Here is a 15,643-nt window from a genome sequence, read left to right as displayed (position 1 = left end):
CCACGCACAGCACCGGCTCGGCAGCAGCGCTCACCACTTTCGGGGTCGTCGCGGTTCTCATCGGCTCCTCCTGGTTGAGTGATGACCTCCAGGAGAGCTTAACCGCGGCGGCCCCGTCCTACATAGCATCTCACGCAACCGCAGGGGACAGGGTAGAGGGGACAGCCAGCCCGTCCCGTGGGGGTGAGGCCGCGGCGGCCTCACCCCGTAACGGCTGCCCGGCCGGAACCGTCCGCGGCTACACGGGCTCGGTCTGGCAGGGACAGCTCCCCGCGTCCGAGATCGGGGGGTGGCACCGCCAGTCGTCGGTGCACGCGCAGGTGCAGTAGTCGAGGGAGTTGTCGCAGGTTTCCGGGGCGGTCTCGATGCAGCGCGCGTCGCAGCTCCAGCAGCCGCCCGTCTGGAACCGCGTGGCGTGCGCGTGCACCGTCCCCTCCTCCGCCTCGCCCTCGGCGGTCGGGAACGACTCCACCCGCAGGTCCTCCGCCTCCAGCTTCAGCTTCTTCATGGCTCCCTCCTGGTGAAAGGTGAGGAGCCCCGACGGCACCCGCAGACGACGTGCCCCGCGCCGCCGGGCGGAGCGGGGCACGCGGCGGGCCACGGCCGGCCCACCTCAGCCGCCGGCGTCGACGACGGTCACGGTGTCGGTCCCGGTATCGGTGCCACCGCTCCCGCAGGTGGTGTCGCAGGAGTAGGGACACGTCTCCGCGCAGGTGACGCCGGGGCAGGACTGCGAGCAGTTGTCGGGGCAGGTGTCTTCGGGGCTGCACGACTGCCAGCAGGTCCCGTAGGTGACCGCGCGGACCTTGTACGCCTCGACGGTCCCGCGGCCGTCCGGGTCCTCGGGGCCGGTATCGAACGTCTCGACGTGCAGCTGTTCCAAGTCGAGCCTGAGCTTGCGCATGGCTTCCTCCGGGCGGGGGTGGGGGGAAGACTTTGTGGGCACCGCTCAAGCTACCCACGCCGCCGCGCCCCTGCAACAGATTTGCGCGGGAAACGGGGATCGGCGCCCGGCATCGGACGGCACCCGCGCGGGTGCCGTCCGGCCTGCCGGCGCCGGAGCCGGCCTCCGCGCCGGACCAGCCTGCGCAGGCAGGCTTCTCGCCGTGGTTGCCGCGGGTTCACCCGCCCGGCGCTCAGCGCAGGTAGGGCGCCACGTTCCGCGCGATGACCCGGAACTCGTCCTCCGTCAGCGGCAGCATGCCGTGGAAGGCGCCCCAGGCCTGGCGCAGCGGCGGGTTGCCGCCCCAGGCCCCGTCCGAGCCGAAGAGGATGCGCTCCGGGCCGATCTGACGGATGCGGCGCGCGAGCAGGGCGGCGTCCGCGGCCGAGGTGGCGAAGGTCACGTTCGTGGTGACGTCGAAGTACAGGTTCCGCGTGCGCGGGTCGCCCGCCGCCACGGCCTCCGCCAGCGGCTCCAGCGCCGCGTCGGTGGTGTAGCCCGGCCCCGCGTCGGTCATGTGCGCCACCTGCACCACCACGTCCGGCGCCTCGGGGAGGATCTGCTCCAGGAAGATCCGCGAGTGCTCGCGCCCGTACGACGGGTCGCGCGTCCGCAGGTGCGCCACGATGGGGATGCGGAGCGTGTTGGCGGCGCGGAAGACCTCGCGCATCTTCCGCACGTGCTCCGGGTTGCGCACGTCCACCCCCGAGTTGCTGAAGTGCAGCTTCAGCCCGCGCATCCCCAGCTCGCGCACGCAGCGCTCCATCTCCGCGGCCGCGTAGTCCTCGAGCGGGCTCACGCCGCAGAAGGCCACCAGCCGGTCCGGGAAGCGCGCCGCCTCCCGCGCCGTCCAGTCGTTCTCCGTCCGCACCTTCGCGTACTCGTCGGGCTCCGGCGGATTCCGCGGGTTGGCGAACACGTACGCGATCGACAGGATCACCGCGCGCCGGACCCCGATCTCGTCCATCTGCGCGATTAGCTGCTCGGCCGTGATCGGCTCCGGCACCGCGGGCCCGGGGAACGTCGGCGTCTCGGCCGCGATCCGCCACGCGCCGTCGCTCCCTTTCTCGAACGAGAGCAGGACGTGCCGAAGTGCCGGGGCCTGCCGTCCACCACCCGCGTGAAGTAGCCGGCCACGCGGGCCGCGGACCCGTGCACGGCGTACGACACCGGCGTGATGCCGTGCGGCAGGGCGAAGTTCCCCGCCAGGTAGGCCGCGACCGCCGCCCGGCCGCGGATCCAGCGGTTCTCGCGCGTGTCCAGCACCAGGCTCTCCTCGGTGAACAGCGGGGCGAGGGCCGCCGCGTCGTTCCACCCCGCCTCGCGCCGGCGCAGGACGCCGGCCAGCTCTTCCGGCAGCGCGACGGCCGGGAGCGGCGGCTGCTGGGCCGCGGACCGGGCCACCATCACCGGGCTCCGCAGGTGCTGGTGGTGCGCGATCAGGGGCGTGACGGGCGCCCCAGCCTGCGGGGCGGGCGCGGCGGACGGCGGCGGCGCGGCGTCGCCCCGGCCGCGCGCCGGCCCCGGGGCGCAGCTCATCGTCACGATTGCCAGCGCGCAGCCGGCGGTTCTGCGAATCATCGGCTCATTCCATTTCGGTGGGGTGGGACGCGGTGTTTCCGTGTCGGACGAATGCTAAAACTTTCGCAGGTAGCCGAACAGACGCAGATTTCGCTATTTTCGAGCTGTACAGTTCGCCCCTGTCCGCCACCCTCCCCGGGCCTGCCGCGATGCCCCCCACGCAGTCCCCCCCCGGAGCCGTTCGCGTACGAGCGGCTCGTGGCGGAGATCGGCAGCCTCATCCGCGCCGGCACGCTCCGCCCCGGAGACCGCCTCCCCTCGGTGCGCCGCATGAGCGCGCGGCGGGGGGTGAGCATCCCCACCGTGCTGCACGCGTACCGCCTGCTGGAGGCCCGCCGCGTCATCGGGGCGCGGCCGCAGTCGGGCTTCTACGTGCTGCCGCCGGAATGCGCCCCGGTGGTGGAGCCCGCGCGGGCCGAGCCGCTCCCCGAGCCGGGCGAGGTGGCCACGGGCGACCTGATCGTGCGGGTGCTGGAGATGGTCTCCGACCCCGGCCTGGTCCCGTTGAGCACCGCGCTTCCCGATCCCGGCCTTCTCCCCGCCGCCGCCCTGGCGCGCGCGCTGGGCCGCGCGGTGCGGCGCGAGGCCACGCGCAGCGCCATGTCGGTCACCTCTTCCGGCACGGAAGAGCTGCGGCGCGAGATCGCGCGCCGGGCGCTGGAGGCCGGCAGCCCCGTGGCCGCCGAGAACGTCGTGGTCACCTGCGGGTGCGCCGAGGCGATCACGCTCTGCCTGCGGGCGCTCACCCGGCCGGGCGACACGGTGGCGGTGGAGTCGCCCACCTACTTCGGCACGCTGCAGGCGCTCGAGGTGCTCGGGCTGCGGGCCCTGGAGATCCCGGTGGACCCGCTCACCGGGATGCGCGTGGAGGTGCTGGCGGAGGCGCTCGCGCGGGGCGGGGTGGCCGCGGTGGTGGTCACGCCGAACGTGCACAACCCGCTCGGGTGCGTGATGCCCGACGAGCGGAAGCGGGAGCTGGCCGGCCTCCTCGCCGCGCACGGGGTCCCGGCCATCGAGGACGACACCTACGGCGAGCTGTACTTCGGGCCCGCGCGCCCCCGCTCGCTCCAGGCGTTCGACCGGGCGGGGCTGGTCCTCTCCTGCGGGAGCTTCTCCAAGACGCTCGCCCCCGCGTACCGGGTGGGGTGGACGATCCCCGGGCGCTTCCGCGACCGGGTGCTGCGCGCCAAGCTCGCCACCACCGCCGGGAGCTCGGCTCCCCCGCAGCTCGCCCTGGCGGAGTACCTCGCCTCGGGCGGGTACGAGCAGCACCTGCGCCGGCTGCTCCGCACCTTCCAGGGCACGGTGGCCAGGCTCTCCTTCGAGGTGGCGGAGCGCTTCCCCGAGGGCACGCGCATCTCGCGCCCGGCGGGCGGGTTCCTGCTCTGGGTGCAGCTTCCGGAGGGGGATCGACGCGGTGGAGCTCCAGCGGCGCGCCCTCGCGCAGGGCCTGAGCGTGGCGCCGGGGCCGGCGTTCTCGGCCGGCGGAGACTATCGCAGCTACGTGCGCATCAACGCGGGATACGACTGGTCGGAGCGGATCCGGCAGGCGCTCGACCTGCTGGCCCGCCTCGTCCGCGAGTGCCCGCGGGCGTGAGGGAATCGGATCTCAAAACGAATCACGCAGAGTCAGAGTCGGCGGAGGGGTTTCTCTGCTGACTCTGCTGACTCTGCGTGATCCATTCGTTCGTTGTTCTCCGCGCCTCTGCGTCTCTGCGTGAGACCCTCGACGTTTCGCGGGTCACCGCTCCAGCATCGGGATGTGGACGCGCTCGCGCCGGGCGGTCTCCACCGCCTCCTCGTATCCCGCGTCCGCGTGGCGCGCCACGCCCATGCCGGGGTCGTTGGTGAGGACGCGCTCCAGCCGCTCGCGCATCTCCGGCGTCCCGTCGGCCACGATCACCTGCCCCGCGTGCAGGGAGTTGCCGATCCCCACCCCGCCGCCGTGGTGGAACGAGACCCAGCTCGCGCCGCTGGCCACGTTCACCAGCGCGTTCAGGACCGCCCAGTCGGCGATGGCGTCGCTGCCGTCCTTCATCCCCTCCGTCTCGCGGAACGGCGACGCCACCGACCCCGTGTCCAGGTGGTCGCGGCCGATCACGATCGGCGCCCGGAGCTCGCCCTTCGCCACCAGGTCGTTGAGCGCCACGCCGAACTTCGCGCGCTCGCCCTGCCCCAGCCAGCAGATGCGCGCCGGGAGCCCCTGGAACGCCACCTTCTCGCGCGCGTGGCCGATCCAGCGGCGCAGGTGCTCGTCGTGGGGGAACAGTTCCAGCACCAGCTCGTCGGTGCGGTGGATGTCGGCGGCCTCGCCCGAGAGCGCCACCCAGCGGAAGGGCCCCTTCCCCTCGCAGAAGAGCGGCCGGACGTACGCCGGCACGAACCCCGGGAAGGCGAACGCGTCGGCGAAGCCAGCGTCCTGCGCCTGCCCGCGCAGGTTGTTGCCGTAATCGAAGGTCACCGCCCCGCGGCGCATCATCTCCACCATCGCCTCGCAGTGCGCGCGCATCGACTCCATCGAGCGCCGCGCGTACTCCGCCGGGTCCCGCTCGCGCAGCCCCGCGGCCGCCTCCGGCGGCAGGCCGGCGGGGACGTAGCCGTTCAGCGCGTCGTGCGCGCTGGTCTGGTCGGTGAGCGCGTCGGGGGTCACCCCGCGCCGCACCAGCTCCGGGAGCACCTCCGCGCAGTTGCCCACCAGGCCCACGGAGAGCGCCCGGCCGCCGCTGCGGGCCTCCATCACCCAGCGGAGCGCCTCGTCCAGGTCGTGCGTCATCCGGTCGCAGTAGCGCGTCTGGATGCGCCGCTCGATCCGCTTCGGGTCCACCTCGACGCAGAGGACGGCGCCCTCGTTCATGGTGACGGCCAGCGGCTGCGCGCCGCCCATCCCGCCCATCCCGCCGGTGAGCGTCCACGTCCCCCGCAGGCTCCCGCCGAAGTGCTTCCGCGCGACGGCGCCGAAGGTCTCGTAGGTCCCCTGCAGGATCCCCTGCGTGCCGATGTAGATCCACGAGCCGGCCGTCATCTGGCCGTACATGGTGAGCCCCTGCCGCTCCAGCTCGCGGAAGCGGTCCCACGTGGCCCAGCGCGGGACGAGGTTCGAGTTGGCGATGAGGACGCGCGGCGCGTGGCGGTGCGTGCGGAACACGGCCACGGGCTTTCCCGACTGCACGATCAGCGTCTCGTCGTCGGCCAGCGCGCGCAGGCTCGCCACGATCGCCTCGAACGCCTCCCAGCTGCGCGCCGCCTTCCCAGTGCCGCCGTAGACCACCAGGTCCTCGGGCCGCTCGGCGACGTCGGGGTCCAGGTTGTTCATCAGCATCCGGAGGGCGGCCTCCTGCTGCCACCCCCGGCAGGAGATCTCGGTGCCCCGCGGCGCGCGCACAGTGCGGGGCTCGGTGATGACGCTCATGGAGTTTCCGTTGGTCTACGACGAAGATGATTCCAGCGCTGACTGGAGCGTCTGCTGAACGTCGATCTTGAGCACAGGCCCACCCGGGATCGGCTGCCACTCCAGCATGTCCTTCACGATCTCGGGCCGGAGCGGGTCGACCAGCATCCGGTAGACCTCGATCTGCCGAGCGTCCAGGTCTACCACCCAGTAGTGCGGGACGCCGAAGTAGGCGTAGCGCTCCCGCTTGATCCCGCGATCCCGGTCAGCCGTAGATGGGGAGATCACCTCGACCACGAGGTCCGGGGCGGCTTCGATCCCTCGCTGCTTGATGATCCCCTTCCGTTCGCGGCGCACGTACACCAGGTCGGGCTCGAGATAGTCGCCCTCGGCGAGCAGTACGTCCACAGGGCTCGTGACGACCCACCCTCCCAGGCCGTGTGTGCGCAGGAACAGCTCGATCTGGAAACCCAACTCGAAGGCCACGCGCGAATGGGGCGTTCCCGGAGCAGGCGTCATGTACAGCTCCCCGGCGATGACCTCGTACCGGTTGCCGTCATCGGGAAGCGCGGCAAACTCCTCATAGGTCCAGACCCTGGCGAGGGATTGGGTGGCCATCGTCAAACCTCCGTGTCGCAGCTTCCGGCCGGAGCACGAAACGAATCCGGCAACGGGACGTGCTGAATTATAGCATCGGCCGGAGCATGACTGTCACTCCTTCCACAGCCCCGCCAGCACCCCCTCCCGCACGATCCCCGCCGCCGCCTCGATGTCCGGCGCCAGCACGCGGTCCTGGCCGAGCGGCGCGATGCGCTCGCGGACGAGGCCGTAGGCGCGCTCCACCCCGCGCCCGGGGCGCAGCGGCTTGCGGTACTCCAGCCCCTGCGCGGCCGCCATCAGCTCGATCCCCAGCACCGTCTCCACGTTGCGCAGCACGCGCCGCAGCTTGATCGCCGACGTCATCCCCATCGACACGTGGTCCTCCTTCCCCGCGCCGGTGGGGATGGAGTCCACGCTGGCCGGGTGCGCCAGCATCTTGCACTCGTTCACCAGCGCCGCGGCCGTGATCTGCGCGATCATGAAGCCGCTGGAGACGCCCGGCGTCTCCGTGAGGAACGCCGGGAGGTCGCCCGAGAGGTCGGGGTTGGTCAGCCGCTCGATCCGCCGCTCCGAGATCGACGCCAGGTCCGCCAGCGCGAGGGCCAGCACGTCGAGCGCCTGCGCCACCGGCTGCCCGTGGAAGTTGCCCCCGCTGATCACCAGCCCGCCGTCTTCGTCGGGGAAGATGAGCGGGTTGTCGGTAGCGCTGTTGGCCTCCGTCTCCAGCACCTGCCGCACGTAGGCGAAGGCGCCCCGTGCCGCGCCGTGCACCTGCGGCATGCAGCGAATCGAGTAGGCGTCCTGCACGCGCGGGTCGCCGTAGCGGTGGCTCTCGCGGATCTCGCTGTCGGCCAGGAGCGCGCGCAGGCGCTCGGCGCTCGCGGCCTGCCCCGGGTGCGGGCGGGCGCGCATGATGGCCGGGTGGAAGGCGTCGGGCGTCCCCTTGAGCGCCTCCAGCGACATGGCGCCCGCCACTTCCGCCGCCTCCACCGCGCGCTCCGCCGCCAGCAGGCAGAGCGCGCCCACGCCCGTCATCACCTGCGTGCCGTTGTTGAGCGCCAGCCCCTCCTTGGCCTGCAGCCGGAGCGGCTCCAGCCCCGCGCGCCGGAGCGCCTCCGCCCCGTCCACCACCTCGCCGCCCACCTCCGCCCGCCCCTCGCCCACCAGCACCAGCGCCAGGTGCGAGAGCGGCGCCAGGTCGCCCGAGCACCCCACCGAGCCCTGCTCCGGGATCACGGGGTGCACGCCGCGGTTCAGCAGGTCCAGCAGCCGCTGGACGACCACGGGCCGCACGCCGGAGAAGCCCTTCGCCAGCACGTTGGCGCGCAGCAGGGTGACGGCGCGCGTCTCGGCGCGGGAGAGCGCCGGGCCCACCCCGCACGCGTGGCTGCGGATCAGGTTGATCTGCAGCTCCTCGATCTTCTCCAGGGGGATGACGACCTCGGCCAGGCGCCCGAAGCCGGTGGTGACGCCGTAGACCACCGCGCCGCGGCGGACCGCGTCCTCCACCACCTCGCGCGAGCGGCGGATGCGCTCCTCGGCGTCCGGCGCGAGCGCGACCTCGGCGGGCGCACCGGCCGCGACCGCCTCCAGGTCCTCCAGCGCCAGCCCCTCGCCGTCGATCTCGATCCGCCGCATCGCCGCTCCATGTCGTGGTGTCGGGAGCGGCAAGATAGACCCCGGCGCCAGGCCCGACAACCGGCGCCAGCGCGAGCATTCCTTACCTGCAATCATAATTGCATGCAATTATGATTACATGCATTCAAGGGGGGTAAGCGAAGCAGCTCCAATGCACTCACTCGGGGGAGTACAAATCATGGAGTGACCAGCAGATGAGCGGGTGTCCGCTGTCCTGGGCAGCTTTCAGGAAGCCAGGGGTGAACCCGTTCGCGGCGACGTAGAACAGGGGAGCGGACGGATCGAGCGCCGCGTGCGCCCACCGCCGGCCAGCGGCGGCGGCCCGCTGGAGCATGTCGATGTGGTCGCGGTGCACCTTCGGCCCGACGGCGGCCCGGTCCCACTTCACCGAGCCGGTGAGGACGCCCCCGCCGGCCAGGAAGCCTATCAGGTCGATCTCCAGGGGCCGCCGCTCGCGGTCCACTCCCTCCCACCGCCCCCACTCGCGCACCATCGGCAGCCCGCGGGCGGACTGGAGCCGGTCGTACGCCTGGGCCGCGATCCGCTCGAACTCGTGACCCATGTAGCCGTCCAGGTGGGGCGCCACGGCGCTCTCCCACACCTGTTCCGCGGGGTAGCGCTCGAGCATGGAGGCGTTCGGCTCCACGAAGCGCTGGTGGAAGCGGAACGCCGGGTCCGCCACGCGGTAGCGCACCGCCTCGTTCGGCCGGGCGTCCACGTTCGCCCGCACCTCCAGGTACCCAAGCTCGATCAGGCGCGCCAGCTTGTCGCGCAGCGCCGCGTCGTTCGGCAGCCCGGCGCGCTGGGCGATCTCGTTGCGCGCGGTGCACCCGCCGGCAACCGCGCGCAGCACGGCGCGGTACTTCGACACGTCGCGCAGCCCCTCTTCCTGGTCGAGCGCGGTCTCCACCAGCAGACGCACCTCGCCGTTCTGCGCCAGGAGCAGCCGGGTGGCGTTCTCCGCGAAGCCCAGCGCGGGGTCCAGCGCGGCCAGGTAGCGCGGCGTGCCCCCGAACACGCCGTAGGCCAGCGCCCGCTCGCGCGGCTCCGTGAACGGCGCCAGCTCCGCCGCATGCCAGTAGGTGAACGGGAGGAGGCGGTGCTGCCACGCGAAGCGCCCGTACAGCGGCCCCCCGCCCGCCGCGAGCGCCTCCATGGTGCCGACCGCGGAGCCGGAGAGCACCATCAGCAGCGGGCGCGGAGGCCGCCTGCGCTCCCACGCCGCGTTCAGCTCGGACGCCACGCCCGCCACCCCCGCGTCGTCGTCCGCCAGGTACTGGAACTCGTCGAGCACCACCACCAGGGGCTCCGGAGCGCGCAGCTCCAGCAGGAGGTTGAATACGGTGCGCCAGGTGGGATTGTCCTCGGGCCGGATGTCCTCGCCGGACCAGCGGGCCAGGTCGACCAGGAGCTGCCGCCGGTTGATCTCCGAGGTGGTCCGCGCCGCCGTGAACAGGAAGAGCCGCTCGGGAGCCCAGGCGTGGGCGAGGAGGTACGTCTTGCCGATGCGGCGGCGCCCGGTGAGCAGGGCGAGCCGCGGCGCACCGGCTTCCAGCAGCCGGGCGAGGTCCCGGCGCTCCTGGTCACGATCGATGAGGACGGGCTGCTGCATACCTGCAATTATGATTGCATGCAACCACGATTGCAAGTATTTCCTCCTGATCGACAAGGAAAAGACGGCGGCGGCGCCGATGACCGGCGCCGCCGCCCGATTTTCCTCGCTTCACCGTCGATCTATCCCTTCAGTCGCCCCGGACGGGACGAAGGCCCTCGTTAGCTTCCTGACGTTGACCTTCGCCTCCGCCCCGCCCGGGGCGACGCTCCCGGAAACCCGCCCCGGCGCACCGGCCGCCGGGGCGGGCACCACGTGCCTCGCTCCCTACGACCCCGTCCGGTCCAGGCGCGGCTCGTTGGCGCGCAGCTGGTACGCCCAGTCGAAGATCATCAGGTCGCGCCCTGACGCGTCGCTGCCGAGCAGGGTGACGCGCACCACGCCGTGGTGGAGCTGGCCGTCGTCGCCCGTCACCCGGAAGACGTAGCTGAACTCCGGGTTCACCGTGATCGGCGTGGTCTGGTAGCCCGTCGCGGGAGCGCGCGTGGCGGCGCGGCAGCCCGCGTCGGCGCCGGGGCCGCAGGCGAGCGCGGTGGTGCGGCCCGGGAACTCCACCACGCTGGTGCCGTTCAGCGGGACGATGCGCCACCCCGCCGCGTCGGACTCCAGCCGCCAGTGCGCCGAGGTGGACGTCCCCGCGACGATCGGGTTGGTCGCCTCGCTGGTCTGGAAGCGGAAGCCGCTCTGCGCCGCGTTGTCGCCGAAGGCGTACACCAGCTCGGCCGAGGCGTCGGGGCGCGGCACGCCGGTGAGCTCCGGCCCCAGCGAGCCCACGTGGCCGAAGGTGTCCACCGCCGCCACGCGGTAGGAGTAGGCGTGCCCGTTCTCGGCGCGCACGTCCACGAAGGCGGTGCCGTCGGTCTCGCCCATGTGGTACAGGAACGCCTGCCCGTCGATGCGGGTGAGGTAGACGATGTAGCGCGACAGGTTCTGCCCGTTGCCGGTGTCCCGCCAGCGCAGGTACAGCGCGTTGTCGAGCGCCACCGACGAGTCGGCCTGCACGGTGGCGGGGCGGTTGAAGACGGGCACCGCGACCTGCTCGCGGAAGTCCGAGGGCGTCTCCTCGTCGGTGCGCTCGTTCACGGTGGCCACGTAGTACTCGTAGGTCTGCCCGTGCGAGACGTTGAGGTCGCGGTAGGCGCACCCGGCGGTGGTGCACGAGGTGACGGTGGCGATCAGCACGAACTGCCCGCCCGCGCGCCGGGCGTAGACGCGGAACGGCTCGTCGTTCCAGCGGGTGGGGGGCAGCCAGGTGAGGTCCACGGCGGGCTGGCCCACGGCGTCGGAGCCGCTGAAGCCCTCGAGCACCCAGGTGTACTCGGCCAGGAGGTCGCGCGGCGCGTCGGGCGGGTCGCCGCCGACGATCACGTCGACGTTGTCGTCACACGCGGCCAGCGCGAGCCCGGCCGCGAGGATGGCCGAAAGGCGGATGAAGTTGCGTCGCATGGGAGTGCCTTCGTGGAGTGTGGCGGATCGGCCCGCGAGCGGGCCGGCAGGGGGCAGGGCAACCGCCGTTCCGTCTCCCGGGCACGACGCCCCCGGCTCGCAACGATATGTCCATCAATTGCTTAGACGATCACCCCGCACCGCCCGCCCGGGGCCGCTTGTCCGCCGCGTGGGAGAACGGGTGTCCTACGCGAAAGACACGCGCTCGCGCCGCCTCCCGGCGCGGGTGTCAGCGGAGGGCGCCCTCGCTCGTTCGCATCAGGGAGAGAGCGCGCGGACGACTGCACGCGGACCGGAACCTGGGATCATGGCGGACAGGTGCTTAGATTGCTGCGGAGGGCGCCCCCGCGCCGTCCGTCCCTTCCGAGCCGCCCTCGCGAGGCGGCCCGATCCGCCCGATGCTCCCTGTCATGACGAACCCCGCCCCCGCCGCGCCGGCACCGGCCGGCGCCGTACCGTCTCCGCGCCCGCGGCGCCTGCACCCGCTGCTGGTGCTGTTCCTGGTGTGGACGTGCGTGGGGCTCTTCTTCGGCGCGCGCCGCTACATCAACGTGTTCCTGTTCGACGGGAGGCTGCTGACGGACCTCCGGCCCCTCGCCGCCAACCTGTTCGACGCCTACTTCTGGGCGCCGGTGACGCTGCTCGTCTTCTGGCTCGTGCGCCGGTTCCGCTTCACCCGGCGGGGGTGGCCGCTCGCGGTGCTGGTGCACGTGGTGATGGCGCTTTCGCTCGCGTTCGTTTCGGTGCTGCTGAACATCTGGTTCTCGCACGTGCTGTGGCCGAACCGGCCGGCGACCTTCCGGGACTACTTCCAGCTCCCCTTCTACATCAACATCCAGTGGTACGTGGTGATCACCATCGTGTGGTACGCGATCGAGTACGCGCGGCGCTACCACGACCGCGAGGTGCAGGCGGCGCAGCTCGGCACCCGCCTGGCCGAGGCGCGGCTGGAGGCGCTCAAGATGCAGATCCAGCCGCACTTCCTCTTCAACACGCTGCACTCCATCTCGGAGCTGGTGCACGAGGACGCCGAGGCCGCCGACCGCATGATCACCCGCCTGGGCGACCTGCTGCGGCTGACCGTGGACAACGCGCAGACGCACGAGGTGACGCTGGCGCAGGAGATGGAGTTCCTGGAGGCGTACCTGGAGATCCAGCGCACCCGCTTCCAGGACACGCTGGAGGTGGAGCTCTCCATCGCCCCCGATACGCTGGACGCGCTGGTGCCGAACCTGGTGCTGCAGCCGCTGGTGGAGAACGCCATCCGCCACGGAGTGGGCGCGCGGGGCGGGGTGGGGCGCATCGCGGTGAGCGCCGCGCGCGAGGGCGACCGCCTCACGCTGGAGGTGCGCGACAACGGCGCGGGGCTCTCCGCCGCGCCGGGGCCGCGCGCGCGTGAGGGCGTGGGCGTCAGCAACACGCGCGCGCGCCTGGAGCAGATGTACGGCGCCCGCCAGCGCTTCGAGCTGAAGAACGGCTCGGGGGGCGGCGCGGTCGCCACGGTGACGATTCCCTTCCGCCTGGCCCCGGCCGCGGCGGACACCCGGACCCTGGCCGTGGGAGCCCCCGCATGAGCCTTCGCGTGGTGGTGGTCGACGACGAGCCGCTGGCGCGCCGCCGCGTGCTGCGGCTCTTGAAGGAGCAGGACGACGAGGTGGAGGTGGTGGCCGTGTGCGCCACGGGGATGCAGGCGGTGGAGGCGATCCGCGAGACGCGCCCCGACCTGGTGTTCCTGGACGTGCAGATGCCGGAGATGGACGGGTTCGAGGTGCTGGAGCGCCTGGGCGGCGAGCTCCCCCCGGTGATCTTCGTGACCGCATACGACCAGTACGCGCTGCGCGCCTTCGAGGTGCACGCGCTGGACTACCTGCTGAAGCCGTTCGACGCCGAGCGCTTCCGGCGGGCATTCGAGCGGGGGCGCTCGCAGCTGGAGCGGCGCGCGTCGGGGCAGGGGCAGCGGGTGGTGGCGCTGCTGGAGCAGCTCTCCCGCGAGCGGCGCTCGCTGGAGGAGAAGCTGGCCGCGCCGAAGGCGCAGCACATGGAATGGGTGATGGTGAAGGCGCGCGGGAAGATCGAGTTCCTGCGCACCAGCGAGGTCGACTGGATCGAGGCGGAGGGGAACTACGTGCGCCTGCACGCGGCGGGGCGGCGCGGCTTCCTGATCCGCGAGAAGATCAGCACGCTGGAGGAGCGGCTGGACCCCGACCGCTTCATGCGCGTGCACCGCTCCACCATCGTGAACCTGGACCGGGTGACGGAGCTGCGCCCGCTCCCCTCGGGCGACTGCATCATCCTGCTGAAGGACGGCACGGAGCTGAAGCTCTCGCGCGGCTACCGCCAGAAGCTGGCCGAGCGCGTGGGCGAGTACGCCTGAGGCCCGATTCTCATCCGAAGACGGCGGGCGGCACCCACGGTGCCGCCCGCCGTCTTTTCGTCCGTGGATGTCTGCCTGTCCGGCGGGCGCGCCGTCCGGTAGCTTCCACCCTTTCGGACTCGCGACAAACCCCGGAGCGCTCCCGCCGATGAGCACGGCCGCCGCGGCACGCTTTCCCTGCGACGAGGGCGTCGTCCGTGCGGCGCCGGAGCCGGAGCCGGCGGACGCGCGCGCGGGCGGCCGGGTGCTCGCGGCGGCGGTCCTGGGCTCCAGCATGGCGTTCATCGACGGCACGGTGGTGAACGTGGCCCTGCCGGTGCTGCAGCGCGCGCTCGGCGCCGACGTGGCGGACGTGCAGTGGGTGGTGGAGGCGTACACGCTGCTCCTGGCCGCGCTCCTGCTGGTGGGCGGGTCGCTGGGGGACCGCTACGGGCGGCGGAAGGTCTTCGCCGTGGGCGTGCTGGTGTTCGCGCTCGCCTCCGTCGCCTGCGGGGTGGCGCCGGGCGTGGAGTGGCTGATCGCGGCGCGCGCGGCGCAGGGGGTGGGCGGGGCGTTGCTGGTGCCGGGGAGCCTGGCGCTGATCGGCGCGTCGTTCGACCGGCGCTCGCGCGGGCGGGCGATCGGCACCTGGTCGGCGGCGACGGCGGTGACGACGGGGCTGGGGCCGGTGCTGGGCGGCTGGCTGGTGGAGAACGCGTCGTGGCGCTGGATCTTCTTCCTGAACGTGCCGCTGGCGGCGGCCACGCTCGCCATCACCCTGCTCGGCGTCCCCGAGAGCCGCGACGAGCGGGCGCCGCGCCGGCCGGACCTCCCCGGCGCCGTGCTGGCGACGCTCGGGCTCGGCGGGCTGGTCCTGGGACTGGTCGAGGCGCCCCGGCTGGGGTGGGGCTCGCCCGTGGTGCTGGGCGGGCTCGCCGGCGGGGCGCTCGCGCTGGTCGCCTTCCTGGCCGCCCAGGCGAGATCGCGGGCTCCGATGGTGCCGCCGGGGCTCTTCCGCTCGCGCACCTTCGCGGGGGCCAACCTGCTGACGCTGCTGCTCTACGCGGCGCTCGGCGGGGCGATGTTCTTCCTCCCCTTCGACCTGATCGACGTGCAGGGGTGGAGCGCCACGGCGGCGGGGGCGGCGTTCCTCCCCTTCGTGGTGCTGATGTCGCTGCTCTCGCGCTGGTCCGGCGGGCTGGTGGACCGCCACGGCGCGCGGCTGCCGCTCACCGTGGGTCCCCTGATCGCCGCGGCGGGGTTCGCGCTGCACGCGCGGCCAGGGATCGGCGGGAGCTACTGGACGACGTTCTTCCCCGCCGTCGTGGTGCTGGGCCTGGGGATGGCGGTGAGCGTGGCGCCGCTCACGACGGCGGTGATGGGCTCGGTGGAGGCGCGGCACGCGGGGGCGGCGTCGGGGATCAACAACGCGGTCTCGCGCGCGGCGGGGCTGGTCGCCATCGCCGGGTTCGGGCTGGTGGCGCTGGGCACGTTCGGCGCGGCGCTCGACCGGCGGCTGGCGGAAGCGGACGTCCCGGCGGAGGTGCGGCGCGCGCTGGACGCGGAGCGCATCCGCCTGGCCGCCGCGGAGGCGCCCGCGAGCGCGCCGCCGGCCGTGCGCGCGGCGGCGAACCGGGCGGTGGACGAGGCGTTCGTGGACGCGTTCCGGGTGGTGATGCTGGCCGCGGCGGGACTGGCGGCGCTCGGGGCGGGATGCGCGTGGCTGCTGGTGGAGCCGCCGCGGCCGGCGGGGGGCCCTCACCCGCCGCCTTAGAGCGGCAACCCTCTCCCAGGTCCGGGAGAGGGTGGACTCGACGGGGGCGAGGCGAGAGACGGGGGCGGATGAATCCACGGCTACAACGGCGCAAAGCCCGCCTGCGCGGGCTCGTTCGGCGCGGGGACGGGTTCGGCGGCGTCAGGCGGAATCGGTGACCAGGCTTCGCGTGAGATGCTATGTAGGACGGGGCCGCCGCGGTTAAGCTCTCCTGGAGGTCATCACTCAACCAGGAGGAGCCGATGAGAACCGCGACGACCCCGAAAGTGGTGAGCGCTGCTGCCGAGCCGGTGCTGTGCGTGGGCTTC

13 protein-coding genes are annotated in these 15,643 nt (G+C 72.8%); 4 read left to right on the top strand and 9 right to left on the bottom strand.

Annotated elements, in window-relative coordinates:
- Positions 1-238: 238 nt before the first annotated feature.
- The 4 genes from VF746_00065 to VF746_00050 form a co-directional block, all read right to left on the bottom strand.
- Positions 239-508 carry a hypothetical protein gene (locus VF746_00065; GenBank protein HEX8690810.1) on the bottom strand — a complete coding sequence of 90 codons (270 nt, stop codon included), beginning with the start codon at positions 506-508 and terminating at the stop codon, positions 239-241.
- A 105-nt stretch (positions 509-613) separates the two neighbouring features.
- The gene (locus VF746_00060) at positions 614-904 is read right to left on the bottom strand and encodes a hypothetical protein (GenBank protein HEX8690809.1); all 291 of its coding nucleotides are present in this window, start codon (positions 902-904) and stop codon (positions 614-616) included.
- A 232-nt stretch (positions 905-1,136) separates the two neighbouring features.
- Complete coding sequence (locus tag VF746_00055; GenBank protein ID HEX8690808.1) at positions 1,137-1,910, bottom strand: amidohydrolase family protein; 774 nt, start codon at positions 1,908-1,910, stop codon at positions 1,137-1,139.
- Between the two features lie 8 nt (positions 1,911-1,918).
- A complete protein-coding gene (locus VF746_00050) occupies positions 1,919-2,524 on the bottom strand; it encodes a hypothetical protein (GenBank protein HEX8690807.1) in 606 nt (201 codons plus the stop codon).
- Positions 2,525-2,722: 198 nt separating this feature from the next.
- On the opposite strand from VF746_00050, the gene VF746_00045 reads away from it, so the two are divergent.
- Entirely contained in the window at positions 2,723-4,183 is a 1,461-nt protein-coding gene (locus VF746_00045; protein ID HEX8690806.1) for a PLP-dependent aminotransferase family protein, read from the top strand.
- 82 nt (positions 4,184-4,265) lie between these two features.
- On the opposite strand, the gene hutU is transcribed toward VF746_00045, so the two are convergent.
- The 5 genes from hutU to VF746_00020 all read right to left on the bottom strand — a co-directional run bounded on the left by hutU (position 4,266) and on the right by VF746_00020 (position 11,208).
- Positions 4,266-5,933 carry a urocanate hydratase gene (gene hutU, locus VF746_00040; protein HEX8690805.1) on the bottom strand — a complete coding sequence of 556 codons (1,668 nt, stop codon included), beginning with the start codon at positions 5,931-5,933 and terminating at the stop codon, positions 4,266-4,268.
- A 15-nt stretch (positions 5,934-5,948) separates the two neighbouring features.
- A complete protein-coding gene (locus VF746_00035; protein HEX8690804.1) occupies positions 5,949-6,530 on the bottom strand; it encodes a Uma2 family endonuclease in 582 nt (193 codons plus the stop codon).
- A 93-nt stretch (positions 6,531-6,623) separates the two neighbouring features.
- Positions 6,624-8,150: a histidine ammonia-lyase gene (gene hutH, locus VF746_00030; GenBank protein ID HEX8690803.1), complete on the bottom strand. Its 1,527-nt coding sequence runs from the start codon at positions 8,148-8,150 to the stop codon at positions 6,624-6,626.
- Between the two features lie 157 nt (positions 8,151-8,307).
- The gene (locus tag VF746_00025) at positions 8,308-9,762 is read right to left on the bottom strand and encodes an ATP-binding protein (GenBank protein HEX8690802.1); all 1,455 of its coding nucleotides are present in this window, start codon (positions 9,760-9,762) and stop codon (positions 8,308-8,310) included.
- A gap of 267 nt (positions 9,763-10,029) precedes the next feature.
- Positions 10,030-11,208 (bottom strand): hypothetical protein, encoded by a 1,179-nt coding sequence (locus VF746_00020; GenBank protein HEX8690801.1) that lies wholly within the window; start codon positions 11,206-11,208, stop codon positions 10,030-10,032.
- Positions 11,209-11,618: 410 nt separating this feature from the next.
- On the opposite strand from VF746_00020, the gene VF746_00015 reads away from it, so the two are divergent.
- From VF746_00015 to VF746_00005, 3 genes are all read left to right on the top strand, one after another.
- The gene (locus VF746_00015) at positions 11,619-12,782 is read left to right on the top strand and encodes a histidine kinase (GenBank protein HEX8690800.1); all 1,164 of its coding nucleotides are present in this window, start codon (positions 11,619-11,621) and stop codon (positions 12,780-12,782) included.
- A complete protein-coding gene (locus VF746_00010; protein ID HEX8690799.1) occupies positions 12,779-13,582 on the top strand; it encodes a LytTR family DNA-binding domain-containing protein in 804 nt (267 codons plus the stop codon). Before VF746_00015 ends, VF746_00010 begins: the two co-directional genes overlap by 4 nt.
- Positions 13,583-13,730: 148 nt before the next feature.
- Entirely contained in the window at positions 13,731-15,335 is a 1,605-nt protein-coding gene (locus VF746_00005; protein ID HEX8690798.1) for an MFS transporter, read from the top strand.
- Positions 15,336-15,643: the final 308 nt, after the last annotated feature.

The sequence above is a fragment of the Longimicrobium sp. genome, assembly GCA_036389795.1.
Lineage (GTDB): Bacteria > Gemmatimonadota > Gemmatimonadetes > Longimicrobiales > Longimicrobiaceae > Longimicrobium.
This window is presented reverse-complemented; position numbering and strand designations above follow the sequence as displayed.